Origin of the sequence: Streptomyces sp. NPDC046881, assembly GCF_040645015.1 — a bacterium.
In the GTDB taxonomy this organism is placed as follows: domain Bacteria; phylum Actinomycetota; class Actinomycetes; order Streptomycetales; family Streptomycetaceae; genus Streptomyces.
Window position 1 is genome coordinate 1 of the sequence record NZ_JBEYXJ010000147.1, and the last position, 16879, is coordinate 16879.

Consider the following 16879-nt stretch of genomic DNA (forward strand, 5'->3'; position numbering starts at 1 on the left):
GTGGCTCCAGACCACCTCCGGCCCGGGATCCGTCTCCTGTGCGTCCATGCTCTCCAGCCGCCCCGGAGGCCGGCGGGTCCCCGAGGGCCAACGGGTCCCCGGAGGCCGGCGGGCCCCCGGAGTTCGAGTCGGCGTGGACGGCTGCCCCGTCCCCGTTCACCGGCCGCAGCCAGGAACTCGCCCGCCTGACCACCGCCGCCGCGAGCGCGGTCGTGGGCCAGGGCCATGTGGCCGGCGTCCTCGGCCCCCCAGGCGTCGGAAAGACCCGCCTGCTGCTCGAACTCGCTGCGCGGCTGGAGAGCATGGACGCACAGGAGACGGATCCCGGGCCGGAGGTGGTCTGGAGCCACTGCTTCCCCGGGGAAGGCGTCCCCGCCTACTGGCTGTGGACCCAGATCCTGCGGCGCCTGTCCGCCACCCGGCCGGATGCCTTTCGCGAGGCGACGGAACCGTTCGAGGCCCTGCTCGCACCACTGATGCCCGAACGGTCGGCGACCCGGGGCGCGGGCCCGAAGTGGGCCTCCGACTGGGGCCAGGCCCGCTTCCTCGCCCACGACGCGGTGTGCGAGGTGTTGCTCACCCTCGCCGGGCAGCAGCCGCTGGTGCTGCTCCTCGAAGACCTGCAATGGGCGGACCACGCCTCCCTCGACCTGCTCAGGCTCCTGAGCACCCGCTGCCAGGGCCATCCGCTCGGCATCGTGCTCACCGCCCGGGAGTTCGAGGCCGAGTCGGACGCAACGCTGCGCCGGATGGTCTCCGACGTGCTCCGCGGCCCCAGGACCGAGACGCTGCGGCTCTGCGGGCTCTCCCTGCGGGCCGTCGGCGCCCTGGTCGAGGCACACGCGGGGCCGGGTGTGGACCCGAAGGTGGTCGCGGTGCTGCACCGGCGCAGCGAGGGCAACCCGTACTTCGTGATGCAGCTCCTCTCCCTCGTGGGTGATGCGCGAAGACTCCATCGCCCCGACGCGGTCGACGCGCTCCTGGCCCAGATTCCCACCGGCGTACGCGAGGCGCTGCACCAGCGGTTCACCGCGCTCCCCGAGCCGGTCCTCCGGGTGCTTCGGCTGTGTGCCGTCATCGGGCCCGAGGTGGACACCGACCTGCTGCACCGGACCGCCACGCGCGACGAACCGGTCATCGCCGGCCTTGAGTCGGCCATCCGCGCCGGCCTGCTCGGGGAGGACCCGCACCATCCGGGGCGGCTGCACTTCGCTCACGCCCTGGTCCAGGAGACGCTCGTCGACGAGCTTCCGCGGGAGGACCGCCACCGCCTGCACGCCAGGGTCGCCGACGCGCTGTGCGCACGCAGGCGGGGGCAGGTGGGGGACGAGGAGATCGAGCGGGTGGCCCATCACAGCTGGCACGCCAAGAGTGCACTGACCGCCGCCGAGGTGCTGCCTCGGCTGCTGCTCGCCGCGGAACACGCCGAGCGGTCCGTGGCGTACGAGCAGGTGGAGATCTGGCTGCGCCGCGCGGTGCACCTGGTCGGCTTCCTGCCGCCGGACGATTCCGCCACGGTGGCGCTCGAACAGAAGCTGCACATCCAGCTCGGCCAGGTGCTCGCCACCACGCGCGGCTACGGCCACCCCGAGGCCGAGACGGCGCTGACGCGCGGGCGCGCCCTCAGCACGGCCACCCATGCCCCCGAGGACCCGTCGGTGCTCTGGGCGCTGTGTGCGGCAAGCCTGGTCAGCGGCCGCTACGACGCCTCGCGGCAGTTCTCCCGTCTGCTGCGGGATCTCTCGCGGCAGACCCGGGAGCCGGTGGCGGCGCTGGGTGCGGCGTACGGCGAGGGCATCGTGCTGCATGTGCGCGGAATGCTGCCGCAGGCACTCGCCGAACTGGAACGCGGCGTCGGCATGGCGGATCGTTTCGCCAACGAGGGTCACGAGCTGGCGCGTACCTTCCAGCACGACCCACGCGTCTCCTGCCGCTCGTACGACACCTTCACCCACTGGCTCCTCGGAAACCGGCAGACCGCCGACGCGCGCCGACGTGAGCTGCTGAGCCTCACCGCGTACGACAGCAGACCGTCCGACCGCTCCTTCGCACTGTACGTGGACGGGGTCGTCGCGGCGTGGGAGGGCGACACCCACACCGCACTCGCCTCGGGCGACGACGGCGTCCGCGTCGCAGGCGAACACGGCCTTCTCTACTGGAAGGCGATGCTGGGCGTCGTCAAGGGATGGGCCCTGGCGCACGCCGGAGACCACGACGACGGCCTCGCCCTCATGCACACCTCGCTCGCCGAACTGGGCGGGTCCAGGACGTACTTGCGCCATCCGCTCCATCTGGGCCTGTTGGGCCAGGCACACCATCACGCGGGGCGGACCGAGGACGCGAGGGCTGCCTTCCGGATGCTGCTGGCCGCCGTCGAACAACGCCGCGAGCGCGTGTACCTGCACCCGGCGCTGCCCGCGACCCCGCTGCTCCACGAACTGCTGGGCCACGGTGCCGGCGACGCGTCCGCGGACCGGGGACCGGAACGGGACCGGCCTGGCGACGGCCGATGAGCGTGCCGGCCCCCTGCACCGCCTCGTCGGTCGACCCATCCGGTTCCCTGTCCCCGTGATGCGCCGCCGCGGGATTCCAGCAAGCGGTGGCCCTGGCCGCCCGGCTCCTTCGGAGAGCCACCGCTCGCACGGCCGCGGATCCGACGTCTCCGGCCGATGCCGCTGAGTCCTCTCAGTTCTCGAAGACCGCGACCGCCTGTACCGGACAGGCCATGGGGACGTCGTGCACGCGGGGGTCCCCCGCCCCGTCCTCATGTCCCGGGACCAGGGCGACCAGCGCGTCGTCGTCCTGTGTGAAGACGCCGGGTGCGGTCATGACGCACTGGCCGGAGCCGATGCACCGCTCGCGGTCGATGGTGATGCGCATGGCGTGTCCCCCCTCCTTTCCTGCCGTTCCTTGCGCTCCTTGCGTTTGCGTTCCTTGCGTTCCTTGCGTTCGTCGCGTCGGGAGCCTCACCAGGTGACGGGGAGCTCGATCGGGCCCTGGGCGTCGTGGCCGGCCTTGATGGGCACCTCGTCGAGGGGCACGGCCAGCCGCAGGCCCGGGATGCGGGCGAAGAGCGTGCCGAGGGCGATCTCGAGTTCGGCGCGGGCCAGATTCTGCCCCAGGCACTGATGGATGCCGTGGCCGAAGCCGACGTGGTGACGTGCGTCGCGCCGGGCGTCGAAGACGTCGGGGTTCTCGTACGCCTTGGCGTCGCGGTTCATCAGCGTGATGGAGACCAGCACCGCGTCCCCGGCCTTGATGGTCTCACCGCCGACCTCGATGTCCTCCTTGGCCAACCGGACGATGTAGTCGGAGACGGAGGTGAACCGCAGCAGCTCCTCGACGACTCCCGCGATCGCACCGGGATCGCGCCGCAGCGTGTCGATCTGTTCGGGGTGCTGGATGAGGGTGAGGGCCCCGAGAGCGATCGCGTTGACGGTGGTCTCGTGGCCGGCCACCAGCAGGACCAGCGCGATCATGACCACCTCGTCGTGGTCCAGCTCGCCCTCCTCCAACTGCCGTGCGATCAGCTCGTCCAGCAGGCCGTCCTCGGGCTCGGCCTGCTTCTTCAGGACCAGGCCGTGCAGGTACGTGTACAGCTCGCCGAAGGCCGCGTCGGCCTCCGCCGACGTCGCGGCGCCCACGAAGTCGCGGGAACGCTCCTCGAAGAAGTGGTGGTCGCCGTACGGGACGCCCAGGAGTTCGCAGATCGCCATGGAGGGCACCGGCAGCGCGAAGGCCGACACCAGGTCTGCGACCGGCCCCTTCGCCAGCATGTCGTCCAGGAGCCGGTCGACGAGGCTCTGCAGCCTGGGACGGATGGCGTTCATGCGCTTGACGCCGAAGCTGGGGATCAGCATGCGCCGCTGCCGGGCGTGCAGGGGGTCGTCGACACCGATCAGCGGGAACGCGAGCCCGCCACGGCCCTCGGTGCGCTGGACGACGACGGGGAAGACCGGGTGACCCCAGTCGGAGGACAGCCGTGGATCGACGAGCAGCGCCCGTCCCTCGGCATGCCCGGTGATCAGCCACGCCGGCCGGCCGTCGAAGAGGGTGACCTGCGTCAGCGGGCTCTCGCCCCGCCATTGCTCGTAGGCCTTCGGCGGCTGGTAGGGGCAGGTCCTGTCCTGGGGGAAGGACTGCGGCGCTCCGGTGGGGCGGATTTCGGTCTCGGTCATGTGGTGCCTTTCGAACAATCGGCAGTGCGGCCGTTCATCGGTGCGGGCATGGCTGAGCAGACGCCTCGGTGAACGGGGGTGCGCGTGGGGCGGCCCGGGAACGCGAACGCCGCCGCGTCGGGCGGGGCGGTGCAAGAGGCGCTGCGGCGCGGTCGGCGCGAGGACCGCCGCCGCGGCGCGGGAGTCGCGGCGAGGCGGCGACGCACGGCGTGATCAGCGCACGCGGTCCGGGGGTGCTGATCTCCTGTGGGAGTGGGCCGTGGTGAGGGGGTCACCAGGTGACGGGCAGCTCGTGCACGCCGTAGAAGACCATGTCGTCGCGGAAGCGGAGCTCCTCGACGGGCTTGGCCAGGCGCAGGGTCGGGAAGCGGCGGAACAGGGTCTCGAAGACGATCTGCAGCTCGATCCGGGCCAGTTGCTGACCAATGCACTGGTGGGCGCCGAAGCCGAAGGCCAGGTGCGGGGCGGGGCGGCGGGTGATGTCGAAGCGCTCCGGCTCCTCGACGAAGGAGGGGTCGAAGTCGGCGGCGAGTACGTGCGCGACGACCTGCTCGCCCTCGGCGATGCGCACGCCGCCGAGTTCCACGTCCCGGGTGGCGACGCGCTCGCCGCCGAACTGGCCGATGGTGAGGTAGCGCAGCAGCTCCTCGACCGCGTTGCCGACCAGCGACGGGTCCTCGCGCAGCAGGGCCAGCTGGTCGGGGCGGTCGAGGAGCAGCGCCGCACCGAGGCCGATCATGCAGGCGGTGGTGTCGTGGGCCGCTATCAGCAGGGTGCCGGCCGCGTTCATGAGGAACATGTCGTCGACGACGCCGTCGGGGTCCTCGGTGTTGATCAGTGCCGAGATCAGGTCGTCTCCGGGGTGGGCGCGGCGCTCCTGGACGAGCTGGTAGAGCAGCCCGCCCAGGCGCATGCCGGCGGCCTCGGTGGCGGCGGCGTCCTGGTCGACGCGCATCATGGCCTCGGCGATCTCCTGGAACTCCGCCCGGCGCTCGACGGGGACCCCGAACAGGTCGGAGATCACCATGGAAGGCACCGGGTTGGCGAAGGTCTTCACCAGGTCGACCGGACCGCCCCCCGCCTCGATGGCGTCGAGGTGCTCGTCGACGATGCGCTGGATGTTCGGGCGGAGCGCCTGCATGCGCCGGACGGTGAACTCCTTGGCGAGCAGCTTGCGGTCCGCGGTGTGCTCCGGCTCGTCCTGCCACAGCAGGCTGCCGCGGCCGGGCTTCTGGGTGACGACACCGTCCTGGGTGTGCAGCGCGTGGGGCACCCGGACGCTGAACGAGGGGTCGCGCAGCAGGGCGCGCACCTCCTCGTAGCCGGTCACCAGCCACGCCTCGTGGCCGCTGGTGAAGGTGGCCCGGGACACCGGGGCGGCCGCCCGGACGTCGGCCATGCCGTCCGGCGGCAGGAACGGGCAACTGCGGGCCTTGGGGACGGCGGGTGCGTCGGCGGTGGGCTCGGGCATGACTCTCCTTGCGTGGGTGTGGGTTCGTACGACGGGACCGGTCAGGCGGCGGCGAGTGGGAGTGTGGTCTCGCCGCGCCGGGGCGCGTTCACGAGGACGGCCATGTTCCCGGAGGGGTGCACGTTGTCGTGCATCATCTGGTGCATGCGTCCGATGTCCTGGAAGCCGTCGCAGGCGGACAGACAGGGGTCGAGCAGGCCGGCGCCGACGAGACTGATGACCTCGCGGCACTGGCGGGTGTCGGCGTAGTGCGAGCCCTGGAGGCGCTTGGAGCGCATCCACAGGTGGCGCAGGTCGACGTCGCCGTTGTAGCCGGAGGTGCCGCCGCAGATCACCACCATGCCGGCGTTGTCGCACAGGTACATCGAGGTCGGCAGGGTGTCCTGGCCGCTGTGCTCCAGGACGATCCGCGGGGACTTGCGTTCGCCGAGGATCTCCCAGATCTTCTTCCCGACCCCGCGGGCGCCGCGCAGGAAGCGCGCCGACGCCTCGGAGTCCCCGGCATCGGGCAGCCGGCCCCAGTGGTCGAAGTCGCGGCGGTTGACGGTGCCCTCGGCCCCGAGGCGGCGACAGTACTCGGAGCGGTCCTCGCTGGAGACCACGGCGATCGGGATGCCGCCGGCCAGCCTGACGAGCTGGATGGCCATCGAGCCGAGGCCGCCCGCACCGCCCCAGATCAGCACGGGGTCACCGGGGCGGACCGTGTTGCCCTGCCAGCCGAACAACTGCCGGTAGGCGGTGGGCCCGGTGAGCAGGAAGGCCGCCGACTCCTCCCACGAGAGGTGGGCGGGCTTGGGGTGGCACTGGTACTCGTCGACGCGGCAGAACTGTGCGAAGGAACCGTAGTTGGTCTCGTACCCCCAGGCCTTGATGGACTCCGATACCAGAGGGTCCGTGCCCAGCCGGATGTCCTCGGCGGTCTCGTCCCACTGGCCGCTGGTGAGCAGCACGTGGTCCCCCACCTTGACGGAGCGGACGCCTTCACCGACGGCCCACACCACGCCGGAGGCCTCCGAGCCGCCGATGTGGAAGTCCTCGGGCTGTCCCTGGCGCTGCCGCATCCCGATGACGTCGACGGGCTTGCCCAGCGAGGACCACACGTTGTTGTAGTTGATGCCGGCGGCCATCACGTAGACCAGCACCTGGCCCCGGCCCACCGCGGGGGTGTCGACGACCTCGGTGCGGAACGCCTGTTTCGGCTCTCCGAAGCGGTTCTGGCGGATCACCGAGGCGTACATCTGCCGCGGGACCTCACCGAGCGGCGGGGTCTCGCCGATCTCGTAGAGCGCCTTCGTCATGGTTTTCTCTCCCACATCTGCTCTGTCATCTGCTCCGCCCGGGATCTGCTCTGTCGGGATCTGCTCTGTCGGGAACTGCTCCGTCCAGATCCACCTCGCCCGGATACGTTCTGTCCGTATACGTTCTGTCCGGTCCGGGGTGCTCGCGATGGTCGCGAGCCGGTCATGCGGTCGGTGCGTGCGCGGGCGCGTCGGGGCCGGACGCATCGGTGACGACGTCCGCCAGCCAGGAATCCACCGCCGCCGCGGTGGTGGCGGCGTGGTCCTCCACCATCGAGTAGTGGTTTCCGGGCACTTCGACGATCGTGTCCACGTGCTCGGGCGGTGCCGCGCGTCCGTCGCCGTCCGCGGCGCCGGACGGCATGGGCTCGCTCGCCCGAACGAGCAGGGTCGGTGCGGCGATCTCCGGCGCTGCCCAGTCGTCGAACAGGCGCATATAGCGGCCCATCGCGGTGAGCTGTTCGCCGCCGGACCTCATGAACTCCAGGCGCTGCGCCTGCGCCTGCGCCATCGCGTTCAGCACCCGGGGGTCGAAGGGGACCTCTCGGCTGAAGCTGTCGACCATCACCACGGCTGCCGGCGGCTCGCCCATGGCCTCCAGGTGTGCCGCCACGCCGTGGGCGATCCAGCCGCCCGAGGAGTAGCCGAGCAGGACGACCGGCTTTCCGCCGGCGCACTCCCGTACGGTCCGCGCGTGCAGCCGGAGCACGACGTCCGGGTCGGACGGAACCGGCTCCTCCTTCTCGTAGCCGGGGTGGACCAGTGCCCACACGTCCAGCCGGTCCCGGAAGGGTGCGGCGAACCGCGCGTACTGGTGCGCCCCGGCCGGTACGACGTACGGCGAGAAGCACATCAGCGCGAGGGGACCCTCGCCCTGGGACAGCCGTACCGGGGCGGGCGGCCGGGCCAGTTCCTCGGCCCTGCCGAACGACGGCCGGAAGCGGGCCGCCTCCATCAGCATGCCCATGGCCTCGGCGGCCGTCCCGTTCTCGCTCGCGTGCCGGTAGAGCTGCACCAGCATGTCGGTGGGCCGCTCCTGTGCGGTGCCACGGCCGGCGCCCTGGAGCCGCGTCAGCAGGTGCTTGGCGAGCCTGGCGGGCGTGGGATGGTCGAAGGCCAGTCCGGCGGGAAGATGCAGACCGGTCGCCGACGACAGGCGCCGGCGCAGGTCGATGGCGGTGAGCGAGTCGAAGCCGAGTTCCAGGAAGTGCGCGGTGGGCAGCACGTCCTCGGCCGATGCGTGACCGAGGACCACGGCGCTCTGGGAGCGGACGTGCTCCAGCAGCCGCTCCTCCTGCTCGGCCGGGGCCAGTCCGGCGAGTTCGGCCGCCAGCGCCGCCGCGCCGCCGGCCTCCTCGCCGGCGGCCTGCTCGGCCCGGCCGGCCTCCAGGAGCCGCTGTACGTCGGGCAGGTCGGCCAGCAGCGGACTGGGCCGTCCCACGGTGAACGCGGGCAGGAACTTCTCCCAGTCGATGGGGGCGACGGTGAGGGCCGCCTCGCCGTGCTCGACGGCCTGGCGCAGGGCGGAGATCGCCAGTTCGGGGTCCATGACGCCCAGGCCACGCCGCTCGCCGCGCTCCTGGACCGCGTCGTCGACCATGCCGCCGCCCGCCCAGCCGCCCCAGGCGACCGAGGTCGCGGTCAGGCCGCGGGCCCGCCGCCGCAGTGCCAGGGCGTCGAGGAAGGCGTTGGCGCAGGCGTAGGAGGCCTGCCCACCGCTGCCCCAGACACCGGCACCGGAGGCGAAGAGGACGAACGCGTCCAGCTCACGGCCGTCGAGCAACGCGTCGAGATGGAGCGCGCCGGTGACCTTGGCGGCCGCGGCTTCGGCGAACTCGTCGAGACCGGCGTCGGCCAGCACGGACGACCGGGCCGTGCCGGCGGCGTGCAGCACCGCGGTGAGCGGGTGCCGCGACTCGATGCCGGCGAGCAGCTGGGCCACCGCGTCGCGGTCGGCGATGTCGCAGGCGGCGATGGTCACTTCGGCGCCCAGGGCGGTCAGCTCCGCGTGCAGTTCCCGCGCACCGGGGGCGTCGGGCCCGCTCCTGCTGGTGAGCACCACGTGCTGCGCGCCCGCGCCGGCCAGCCAACGGGCCAGGTGCCGGCCCACGCCGCCGGTTCCGCCGGTGACCAGGACGGTGCCGCGAGGCTGCCACGGTGTCGCGGGCTCCGCGTCGGCCGGCCGTGCCCGGACCATGCGCCGGCCGTACACGCCGTCGGCACGTACGGCGAGCTGGTCCTCGTCATGCTGGGCCAGCACTCCGGCCAGGCGGCGCAGGGCGTGCTCGTCCGGCGTCCCGGGCAGATCGACGAGACCGCCCCAGCGCCGGGGCAGTTCCAGCGCGGCGACGACGCCCAGACCCCACAGCTGTGCCTGACCGGCGTCGCGCAGCGGGTCGGTGTCTCCGGTGGACACGGCTCCGCGGGTCGCGCACCACAGCGGTGCCTGGACGTCGATGTCGCCGAGCGCCTGTATCAGGCTGACGGTCGTGGCGAGGCTCGCGGACAGCGTCGGGTGGGCCGGGTGGCAGCCGGGGGCGAGGCCGAGCATCGACAGGACACCGGCGGGCTGTTCGCCGCCGAGTTCCTCGGCGAGCCGTTTTCCCGCCTGCGCGCGGTCGCAGTCGACGGGGAGTTCGACGACCCGCACCTTGGCGCCGTGGGCGCCGAGCACGCCGACGACGCAGGGCGCCCACTGCGCGTCCGCGAGTCCGGCGGGGAGTACGGCGAGCCACAGGCCGTCCAGGCGGGGTGCCGGGTGGTCGGTCAGCCGCCGGAAGGAGACGCGGTAGCGCCAGCCGTCCACCGTGGACTTCTCGCGGCTGCGCCGACGCCAGGCGGACAGCACCGGCAACGCCGGGCCGACGAGGGCGGCGTCGTCCGCACCGAGTTCACCGGCGAGCCCGGGCAGGTCCGCGTTCTCCACCAGCTCCCAGAACCCGGCCTCGACCGGGTCGGCGCCCGCGGGCACGGGATCGGCGCTCTCCAGCCAGTACCGCTGCCTCTGGAAGGCGTACGTCGGCAGGTCCACGCGCCGTACCGGACGCCCGGCGAAGGGGACCGTCAAGTCCACGTGCACGCCGCTCACGTGGAGTTCGGACACGGAGCGCAGGAAGCGGTCCATGCCGCCCTGGTCTCTGCGCAGCGAAGCGCCGGTCACGGCGTCGGCACCGGCCTCCTCCGCGATCTCCTGCACCGCGCCGGCCAGCAGCGGGTGCGGGCTGCACTCGACGAACACCCCGTGCCCGTCCGCGAGCAGCGTCCGTACGGTCCGCTCGAACTCCACCGTGTGCCGCGCGTTGCGGTACCAGTACCCGGCGTCCAGGGCGATGGTGTCCAGCACCGTGCCGGTCACCGTGGAATAGAAGGGGACGTCGGCGGCACGCGGCGCGACCGGGGCCAGCAGCTCCAGGAGTTCGCTGCGCAGGCTCTCGACCTGGGCGGAGTGTCCAGCGCCGGTGGCGCCGCGGACCTTGCGCACGCGCACGCCCTCGTCCTGGAGTTCCGCCAGGAGTTCGTCGACCGCGCCGGGCTCTCCGGAGACGGTCAGGGCGGCGGGCCCGTTCACCGCGGCGACCGACAGCCGGTCCCCGTACTTCTCCAGCCTCGCGCGGGCCCGTTCGGCGGGCATGGCGACCGCGAGCATCGCGCCGTGGCCGATGAGCTTGGTCAGCGAGCGGCTGCGCAGGGCCACGATCCGGGCCGCGTCGTCCAGCGTCAGCGCGCCCGCGACGTACGCGGCGGCGACCTCGCCCTGCGAGTGGCCGACGACGGCGGCAGGCGTCACACCGTAGGAGCGCCACAGGGCGGCCAGCGACACCATCACCGTGAACAGCGCGGGTTGGGCGACCTCCACCTCGGCCACGTCCTGCGCACCGGGCTCGGCGCGCAGGACGTCGAGCAGCGGCCAGTCGAGGTAGGGGGCGAACGCCTCGGCGCAGGTGTTCGCCTGCTCGGCGAAGACCGGTGAGGTGTCCAGCAGTTCGCGGGCCATCTGCGTCCACTGCGAGCCGTGACCAGGGAAGACGAAGGCGACCTTGCCGGAGGCCGCGGCGGTGCCCTGGACCACCGTGTCCGCGGGTGCGCCGTCGGCGAGCGCCGCGAGCCCGGCCCGCAGCTCGTGCCGGTCACGGCCGACGACCACAGCCCGCTGCTCCAGCTGCGTCCGCGAGGTGACGAGGGCGCGGCCGACATCGGTCAGGGCGAGCCCTGCGGTGCGGTCGAGGTGGTTCAGCAGCCGGCGGGCCTGCGCACGCAGGGACCGGTCGGTCTTCGCGGACAGCGCCCACGGGATCACGTTCAAGGGCCGGGCGCCGGTCCCGCCTTGCAGGGCGGGGGGCCGTTCGTCCTCGACGACGGGAGCGTCCTGCACCACGGGCGTCCGCTCACCCTCCACGGCGGGGGCCTCCTCCGCCACGGGCGTCGGCGCGTCCTCGGTGGCGGGCGTGGTCTTCGGGGCCTGCTCGATGATGGTGTGTACGTTGGTGCCGCTCATCCCGAAGGAGGAGACGGCCGCACGCCGTGGCCTGCCCTGGTCGGGCCAGGCGGTCTGCTTGGTCAGCAGGCGCACGGTCCCGTCGGACCAGTCGACGTCCGGGGTCGGCTCGTCGACGTGCAGCGTTCGCGGCAGGACGCCGTTACGGATGGCCATCACCATCTTGATGACACCGCCGACGCCCGCGGCCGCCTGCGCGTGGCCGATGTTGGACTTCAGCGAGCCCAGCCACAGCGGCCGGCCCCCGGAACGCTCCTTGCCGTAGGTGGCCAGCAGCGCCTGCGCCTCGATCGGGTCGCCGAGCCGCGTTCCGGTGCCGTGGGCCTCCACGGCGTCCACCTCGTCCGGGCCGAGCCGGGCATTGGCCAGCGCCTGCCGGATGACCTGCTGCTGGGCCCTGCCGCTGGGCGCGGTCAGGCCGTTGGAGGCGCCGTCCTGGTTGACCGCGCTGCCCCGCACGACGGCCAGGACCTCGTGCCCGTTGCGGCGGGCGTCGGACAGCCGCTCCACCAGGACCAGGCCGACGCCCTCGGCGAAGCCGGTGCCGTCGGCGGACGAGGAGAACGCCTTGCAGCGGCCGTCGGCGGACAGCGCGCGCTGCCGGCTCGACATGGTGAACGCGGACGGCCCGGCCATCACCATCACACCGCCGGCCAGCGCCATGGAGCACTCGCCGCCCCGCAGCGCCTGGACGGCGAGGTGGAGGGCGGTCAGCGAGGACGAGCACGCGGTGTCGACGGTGACCGAGGGCCCCTGGAGGCCGAAGGTGTAGGAGAGGCGGCCGGAGATCACGCTGGCCGCGTTGCCGCTGGGGAGGTAGCCCTCGACGCCGTCGGGCACCTTGAGCGGACGGCCGGTGTAGTCCTGGTAGCCGGAGCCGACGAAGACGCCCGTGGCGGTGGAGCGCATCGCGTCGGGGGCGATCCCGGCGCGCTCGAAGGCCTCCCAGGCGGTCTCCAGCAGCAGGCGCTGCTGCGGGTCCATGGCGACGGCCTCGCGTGGGCTGATGCCGAAGACCGCGGGGTCGAACTCGTCCGCGTCGTGGAGGAATCCGCCGTGGGTGGTGTACGTGGTGCCAGGGTGGTCGGGGTCCGGGTGGTAGAGCGCCTCGACGTCCCAGCCGCGGTTGCCGGGGAATCGGGAGATCGCATCGCGGCCCGAGGCGACCAGCTCCCACAGGTCCTCGGGGGAGCGCACGCCGCCGGGGTAGCGGCAGGCCATCGCGATGATGGCGATCGGCTCGTCCAGCACCGTGGCGGCCGCCGCGGGCATGGCCGCCTCGTCCTGGCCGCCGGTGAGTTCGGCGAGCAGGTGGGCGGCGAGGTCCGCGGCCGTGGGGTGGTCGAAGACCAGCGTCGTGGGCAGGGCGAGGCCGGTGGCCTCGTTGATCCGGTTGCGCAGTTCCACCGCGGTCAGGGAGTCGAAGCCGAGGTCCCGGAAGGGCCGGTCGGACTCGACGGCGCCCGCTCCACGGTGGCCGAGGACGGCGGCGGCGTGCGTGCGCACGAGGTCCACGACGGCACGTGCGCGGTCCTCGGACGACAGCCCGGCCAGGCTCTCGGCGAGCGCTCCGGTGCCGTGGCGGTCCTCGGGGGTGTCCTGCGCGAGCGCCGCGCGCACCTCGGGGAGGTCGCCGAGCAGCGGGCTGGGCCGGCCGAGGGTGAACGGCACGATGAAGCGCGACCAGTCCACGTCGGCCACGGTCACCAGGGTCTCGTCGCGGTCGAGCGCGCGCTGCAGGGCGGTGATCGCCGACGCGGGGCTCATGGCACTGAGGCCGCGACGGCGCAGCCGCTCCTCGTCGTCGCCGTCCTCGACCATGCCGCCGTCGGCCCAGGGACCCCAGGACACGGCGGTCGCGGTGAGGCCGCGGTCGCGGCGCTGCCGGGCGAGAGCGTCGAGGAAGGCGTTGCCGGCGGCGTAGGCGGCCTGGCCGCCGCTGCCCCAGACTCCGGAGATGGAGGAGAAGAGGACGAAGGCGTCGAGCTCCTGGTCGCCCAGCAGTTCGTCCAGGTGCGCCGCGCCGTCTGCCTTGGCGGCGAGCGCGGCGGCGAAGGCGGCCGGGGTGGTGGCGTCGACCGTGCCGGCGTCGGCGACCCCGGCGGCATGCACGACGGCGGTGAAGACGTGCCCGGCGAGCAGGGCTTTCACGGCCGCGCGGTCGGCCACGTCGCACGCGGTGACGGTGACCCGTGCGCCCAGGTCCTCCAGTTCGGCCCGCAGGGCGGCGGCGCCCGGGGCGTCCGCGCCCCGGCGGCCGGCGAGGACGAGGTGTTCGGCGCCGCCGCGCGCCAGCCAGCGGGCGACGTGGCCGCCCAGCGCGCCCGTACCACCGGTGACGAGGACGGTGCCGCGGGGCTGCCAGCGGCGGGTGGCGGCTGCTCGTGCCGGTGCGTGGGCGAGCCGCCGGGCGTGGACGCCTGAGGCGCGGACGGCGAGCTGGTCCTCCTCCCACCGGCCCGTCAGCGTCTGTCCCAGCACGTCGGCCAGGCGTGCGGCGGCTTGGTCGTCGACGGTCTCCGGCAGGTCGATCAGGCCGCCCCAGCGTCGGGGCAGTTCCAGGGCGACGGTGCGGCCCAGCCCCCAGACCTGGGCGTGCCGGGCGTCGCGTACGGCGTCGGAGGGGCTCACGGCCACCGCGCCCGAGGTGAGGCACCACAGCGGGGCGTCGACGCCCGCGTCGCCCAGGGCTTGCACGAGCAGCAGGGTGGGCGGCGCGGGGTCGCCGGTGAGAAGCAGGGACAGGACGCCGTCGACCGGCCCGGTCCCGGCCAGCCGGCGGGCCAGGTGGGCGCGGTCGCTCGCCGCGCCGACGACCAGTGTCTTCGCAGTGGCGCCGCGAGCCGTGAGCGCGGCGCGCACCGCGGCCGTCCGCTCGTCCTCCTCCTCGGGTACGGCCAACAGCCAGGTGCCGCCGATCCCGGCCGAAGCCGGCTCGCCCAGGCGCTTCCACGTCTCGCGGTAGCGCCAGTTGTCGACGGTGGACTGCTCCTTGCGCTGCCGCCGCCACGACGACAGCCGCGGCAGCACCTCGCTGAACGCGTCCCCCGCCCCGATGTCCAGGGTCTCGGCGAGGGCCTGCAGGTCCTCGCGCTCCACGGTCTCCCAGAACTCCGCGTCCACCGGATCCACCCCCGCGGCGGCGGCAGCCGTTTCCGGGGCGGCGACCCAGTACCGCTCGTGCTGGAAGGCGTACGTCGGCAGGTCGGTCCTGCGCGCACCGGCGAAGAAGACACTCCAGTCCACCGCGACACCGTGGGTGTGCAGATGAGCCAGGGCCGTGACGAGCGCCTGCCGCTCGGGGCGGTCGGCCCGCAGCGTGGGCACCGTGACGACACCGTCGAGGCAGCTCTGCGCCATGCCGCTGAGGACGCCGCCCGGGCCGATCTCCACGAAGGTCTGCACGTCCAGGCCGTGCAGGGTCCGCACGCCGTCGGCGAAGCGGACGGCCTCACGGACGTGCCGGACCCAGTACTCGGGGGTGTAGGCGTCGACGAGCCGGCCCGTGAGGTTGGAGACGACGGGTAACTGCGGCTTCCCGAAGGCCAGGCCACGGACGACCTCGGCGAACTCCTCCAGCATCGGGTCCATCAGCGGCGAGTGGAAGGCGTGGCTGACCTTCAGCCGGGACGTCTTGCGGCCCTGACCGGCGAAGAACGCGGCGATCGCCAGGGCCGCCGTCTCGTCACCGGAAATCACCACCGACGAGGGGCCGTTGACCGCGGCGATGCTCACCCCGTCGGTGAGGTGGGACAGGACTTCCTCTTCGGTCGCCTGCACGGCGATCATCGCGCCGCCCGCGGGCAGGGCCTGCATCAGCGCGGCGCGGGCGGACACCAGCTTCGCCGCGTCGTCGAGGGACAGCGCTCCGGTCACGTGCGCGGCGGCGATCTCGCCCACGGAGTGGCCCACGACGAAGTCGGGCCGCACGCCCAGGGATTCGAGGAGCCGGAACAGGGCCACCTCGACCGCGAAGAGCGCGGGCTGGGTGCACCCGGTCTGCTGCAGGGTCTCGGCATCGACGTCGACCGGGGCGTCCAGACGCGCGCACACCTCGTCGTACGCCGCGGCGAAGACGGGGAACGCCGCGTGCAGCTCACGCCCCATGCCGATGCGCTGCGAGCCCTGACCCGAGAACAGGAAGGCCGTCCTGCCGCCGGCCGGGCGGCCCAGCAGCACACGGGACGAAGGGGTCCCGGCGGCCAGGTCCGCCAGCCCGAGGAGCAGTTCCTCATGGTTCTCCCCCACGACCGCGGCCCGGTGACGCAGGGCCGCGCGGGTCGTGGCCAGCGAGAGCCCGATGTCGTGCGGCCGGACCTCGCCCCGTACACGGGGCAGCAGCCGGGCCGCCTGGGCCTTCAGCGCCGCGTCACTCCTGGCGGAGAGCACCCACGCCAGGGGGCCGTCGGAGGGCGCCCCTGCGGGCTCCTCGTCCTGGGCCGGCGGGGCCTGTTCGATGATGGTGTGGGCGTTGGTGCCGCTGACGCCGAAGGACGACACGGCGGCCCGGCGCGGGTGATCGGTCTGCGGCCACTCCACGGCCTCGCTCAGCAGTCGGACGTCACCGGCCGACCAGTCCACGTGCGGCGTCGGCTCGTCCACGTGCAGGGTCCGCGGCAGGACACCGTGCCGCATCGCCATGACCATCTTGATGATGCCGCCGACGCCGGCGGCCGCCTGCGCGTGACCGATGTTGGACTTCAACGAGCCCAGCCACAACGGCTGCCCCTGCGGCCGCTCCCGGCCGTACGTGGCGAGCAGCGCCTGCGCCTCGATCGGATCACCCAGCGTCGTGCCCGTACCGTGCGCCTCCACGACGTCGATCTGGGCGGGAGACAGGCCCGCCGATGCCAGGGCCTGGCGGATCACCCGCTGCTGCGCCGGGCCGTTGGGCGCGGTCAGGCCGTTGGAGGCGCCGTCCTGGTTGACGGCGCTGCCACGGACGACGGCCAGCACCCGGTGACCGTTGCGCCGGGCGTCGGACAGCCGTTCCACCAGCAGCATGCCGACGCCCTCGGCCCAGCCCGTGCCGTCGGCACCGGCGCCGAACGCCTTGCAGCGTCCGTCGGCGGCCAGGCCGCGCTGCCGGCTGAACTCCACGAACGCGGTGGGCGTGGTCATCACCTGCACGCCGCCGGCCAGCGCCATCGAGCATTCACCGCCACGCAGCGCCTGGATCGCCCAGTGCAGCGCCACCAGGGACGACGAACACGCCGTGTCGACGGTGACCGCCGGGCCCTCCAGGCCGAAGGTGTAGGCGATGCGGCCGGACATCACACTGGCGGAGTTGCCGGTCCCGAGATGGCCGTCCGACTCGCCGCCCACCCCGACCAGGAGGTTGACGTAGTCCTGGTAGCCGGAGCCGACGAAGACCCCGGTACGGCTCCCGCGCACCGACTCCGCGTCGATACCGGCCCGCTCGAACGTCTCCCACGTG

General features: G+C 73.3%; 6 protein-coding genes. 1 reads left to right on the forward strand and 5 read right to left on the reverse strand.

Annotated features, from left to right (window positions below; all coding sequences use genetic code 11):
- Positions 1-38: 38 nt before the first annotated feature.
- Positions 39-2513: an AAA family ATPase gene (locus ABZ923_RS37785; RefSeq protein ID WP_361481726.1), complete on the forward strand. Its 2475-nt coding sequence runs from the start codon at positions 39-41 to the stop codon at positions 2511-2513.
- A gap of 172 nt (positions 2514-2685) precedes the next feature.
- Here ABZ923_RS37785 and ABZ923_RS37790 read toward each other — a convergent pair whose 3' ends face one another.
- From ABZ923_RS37790 to ABZ923_RS37810, 5 genes are all read right to left on the reverse strand, one after another.
- The gene (locus ABZ923_RS37790; protein WP_361481729.1) at positions 2686-2880 is read right to left on the reverse strand and encodes a ferredoxin; all 195 of its coding nucleotides are present in this window, start codon (positions 2878-2880) and stop codon (positions 2686-2688) included.
- 86 nt (positions 2881-2966) lie between these two features.
- Complete coding sequence (locus ABZ923_RS37795) at positions 2967-4178, reverse strand: cytochrome P450 (RefSeq protein ID WP_361481732.1); 1212 nt, start codon at positions 4176-4178, stop codon at positions 2967-2969.
- Positions 4179-4449: 271 nt separating this feature from the next.
- A complete protein-coding gene (locus ABZ923_RS37800) occupies positions 4450-5649 on the reverse strand; it encodes a cytochrome P450 (RefSeq protein ID WP_361481735.1) in 1200 nt (399 codons plus the stop codon).
- Between the two features lie 41 nt (positions 5650-5690).
- Positions 5691-6947, reverse strand: coding sequence for a crotonyl-CoA carboxylase/reductase (gene ccrA / locus ABZ923_RS37805; RefSeq protein WP_361481738.1), 1257 nt, complete (start codon positions 6945-6947; stop codon positions 5691-5693).
- Positions 6948-7110: 163 nt separating this feature from the next.
- Positions 7111-16879, reverse strand: a 9769-nt coding sequence (locus ABZ923_RS37810) for a type I polyketide synthase (RefSeq protein ID WP_361481741.1), incomplete at its 5' end; no start/stop codon positions are given.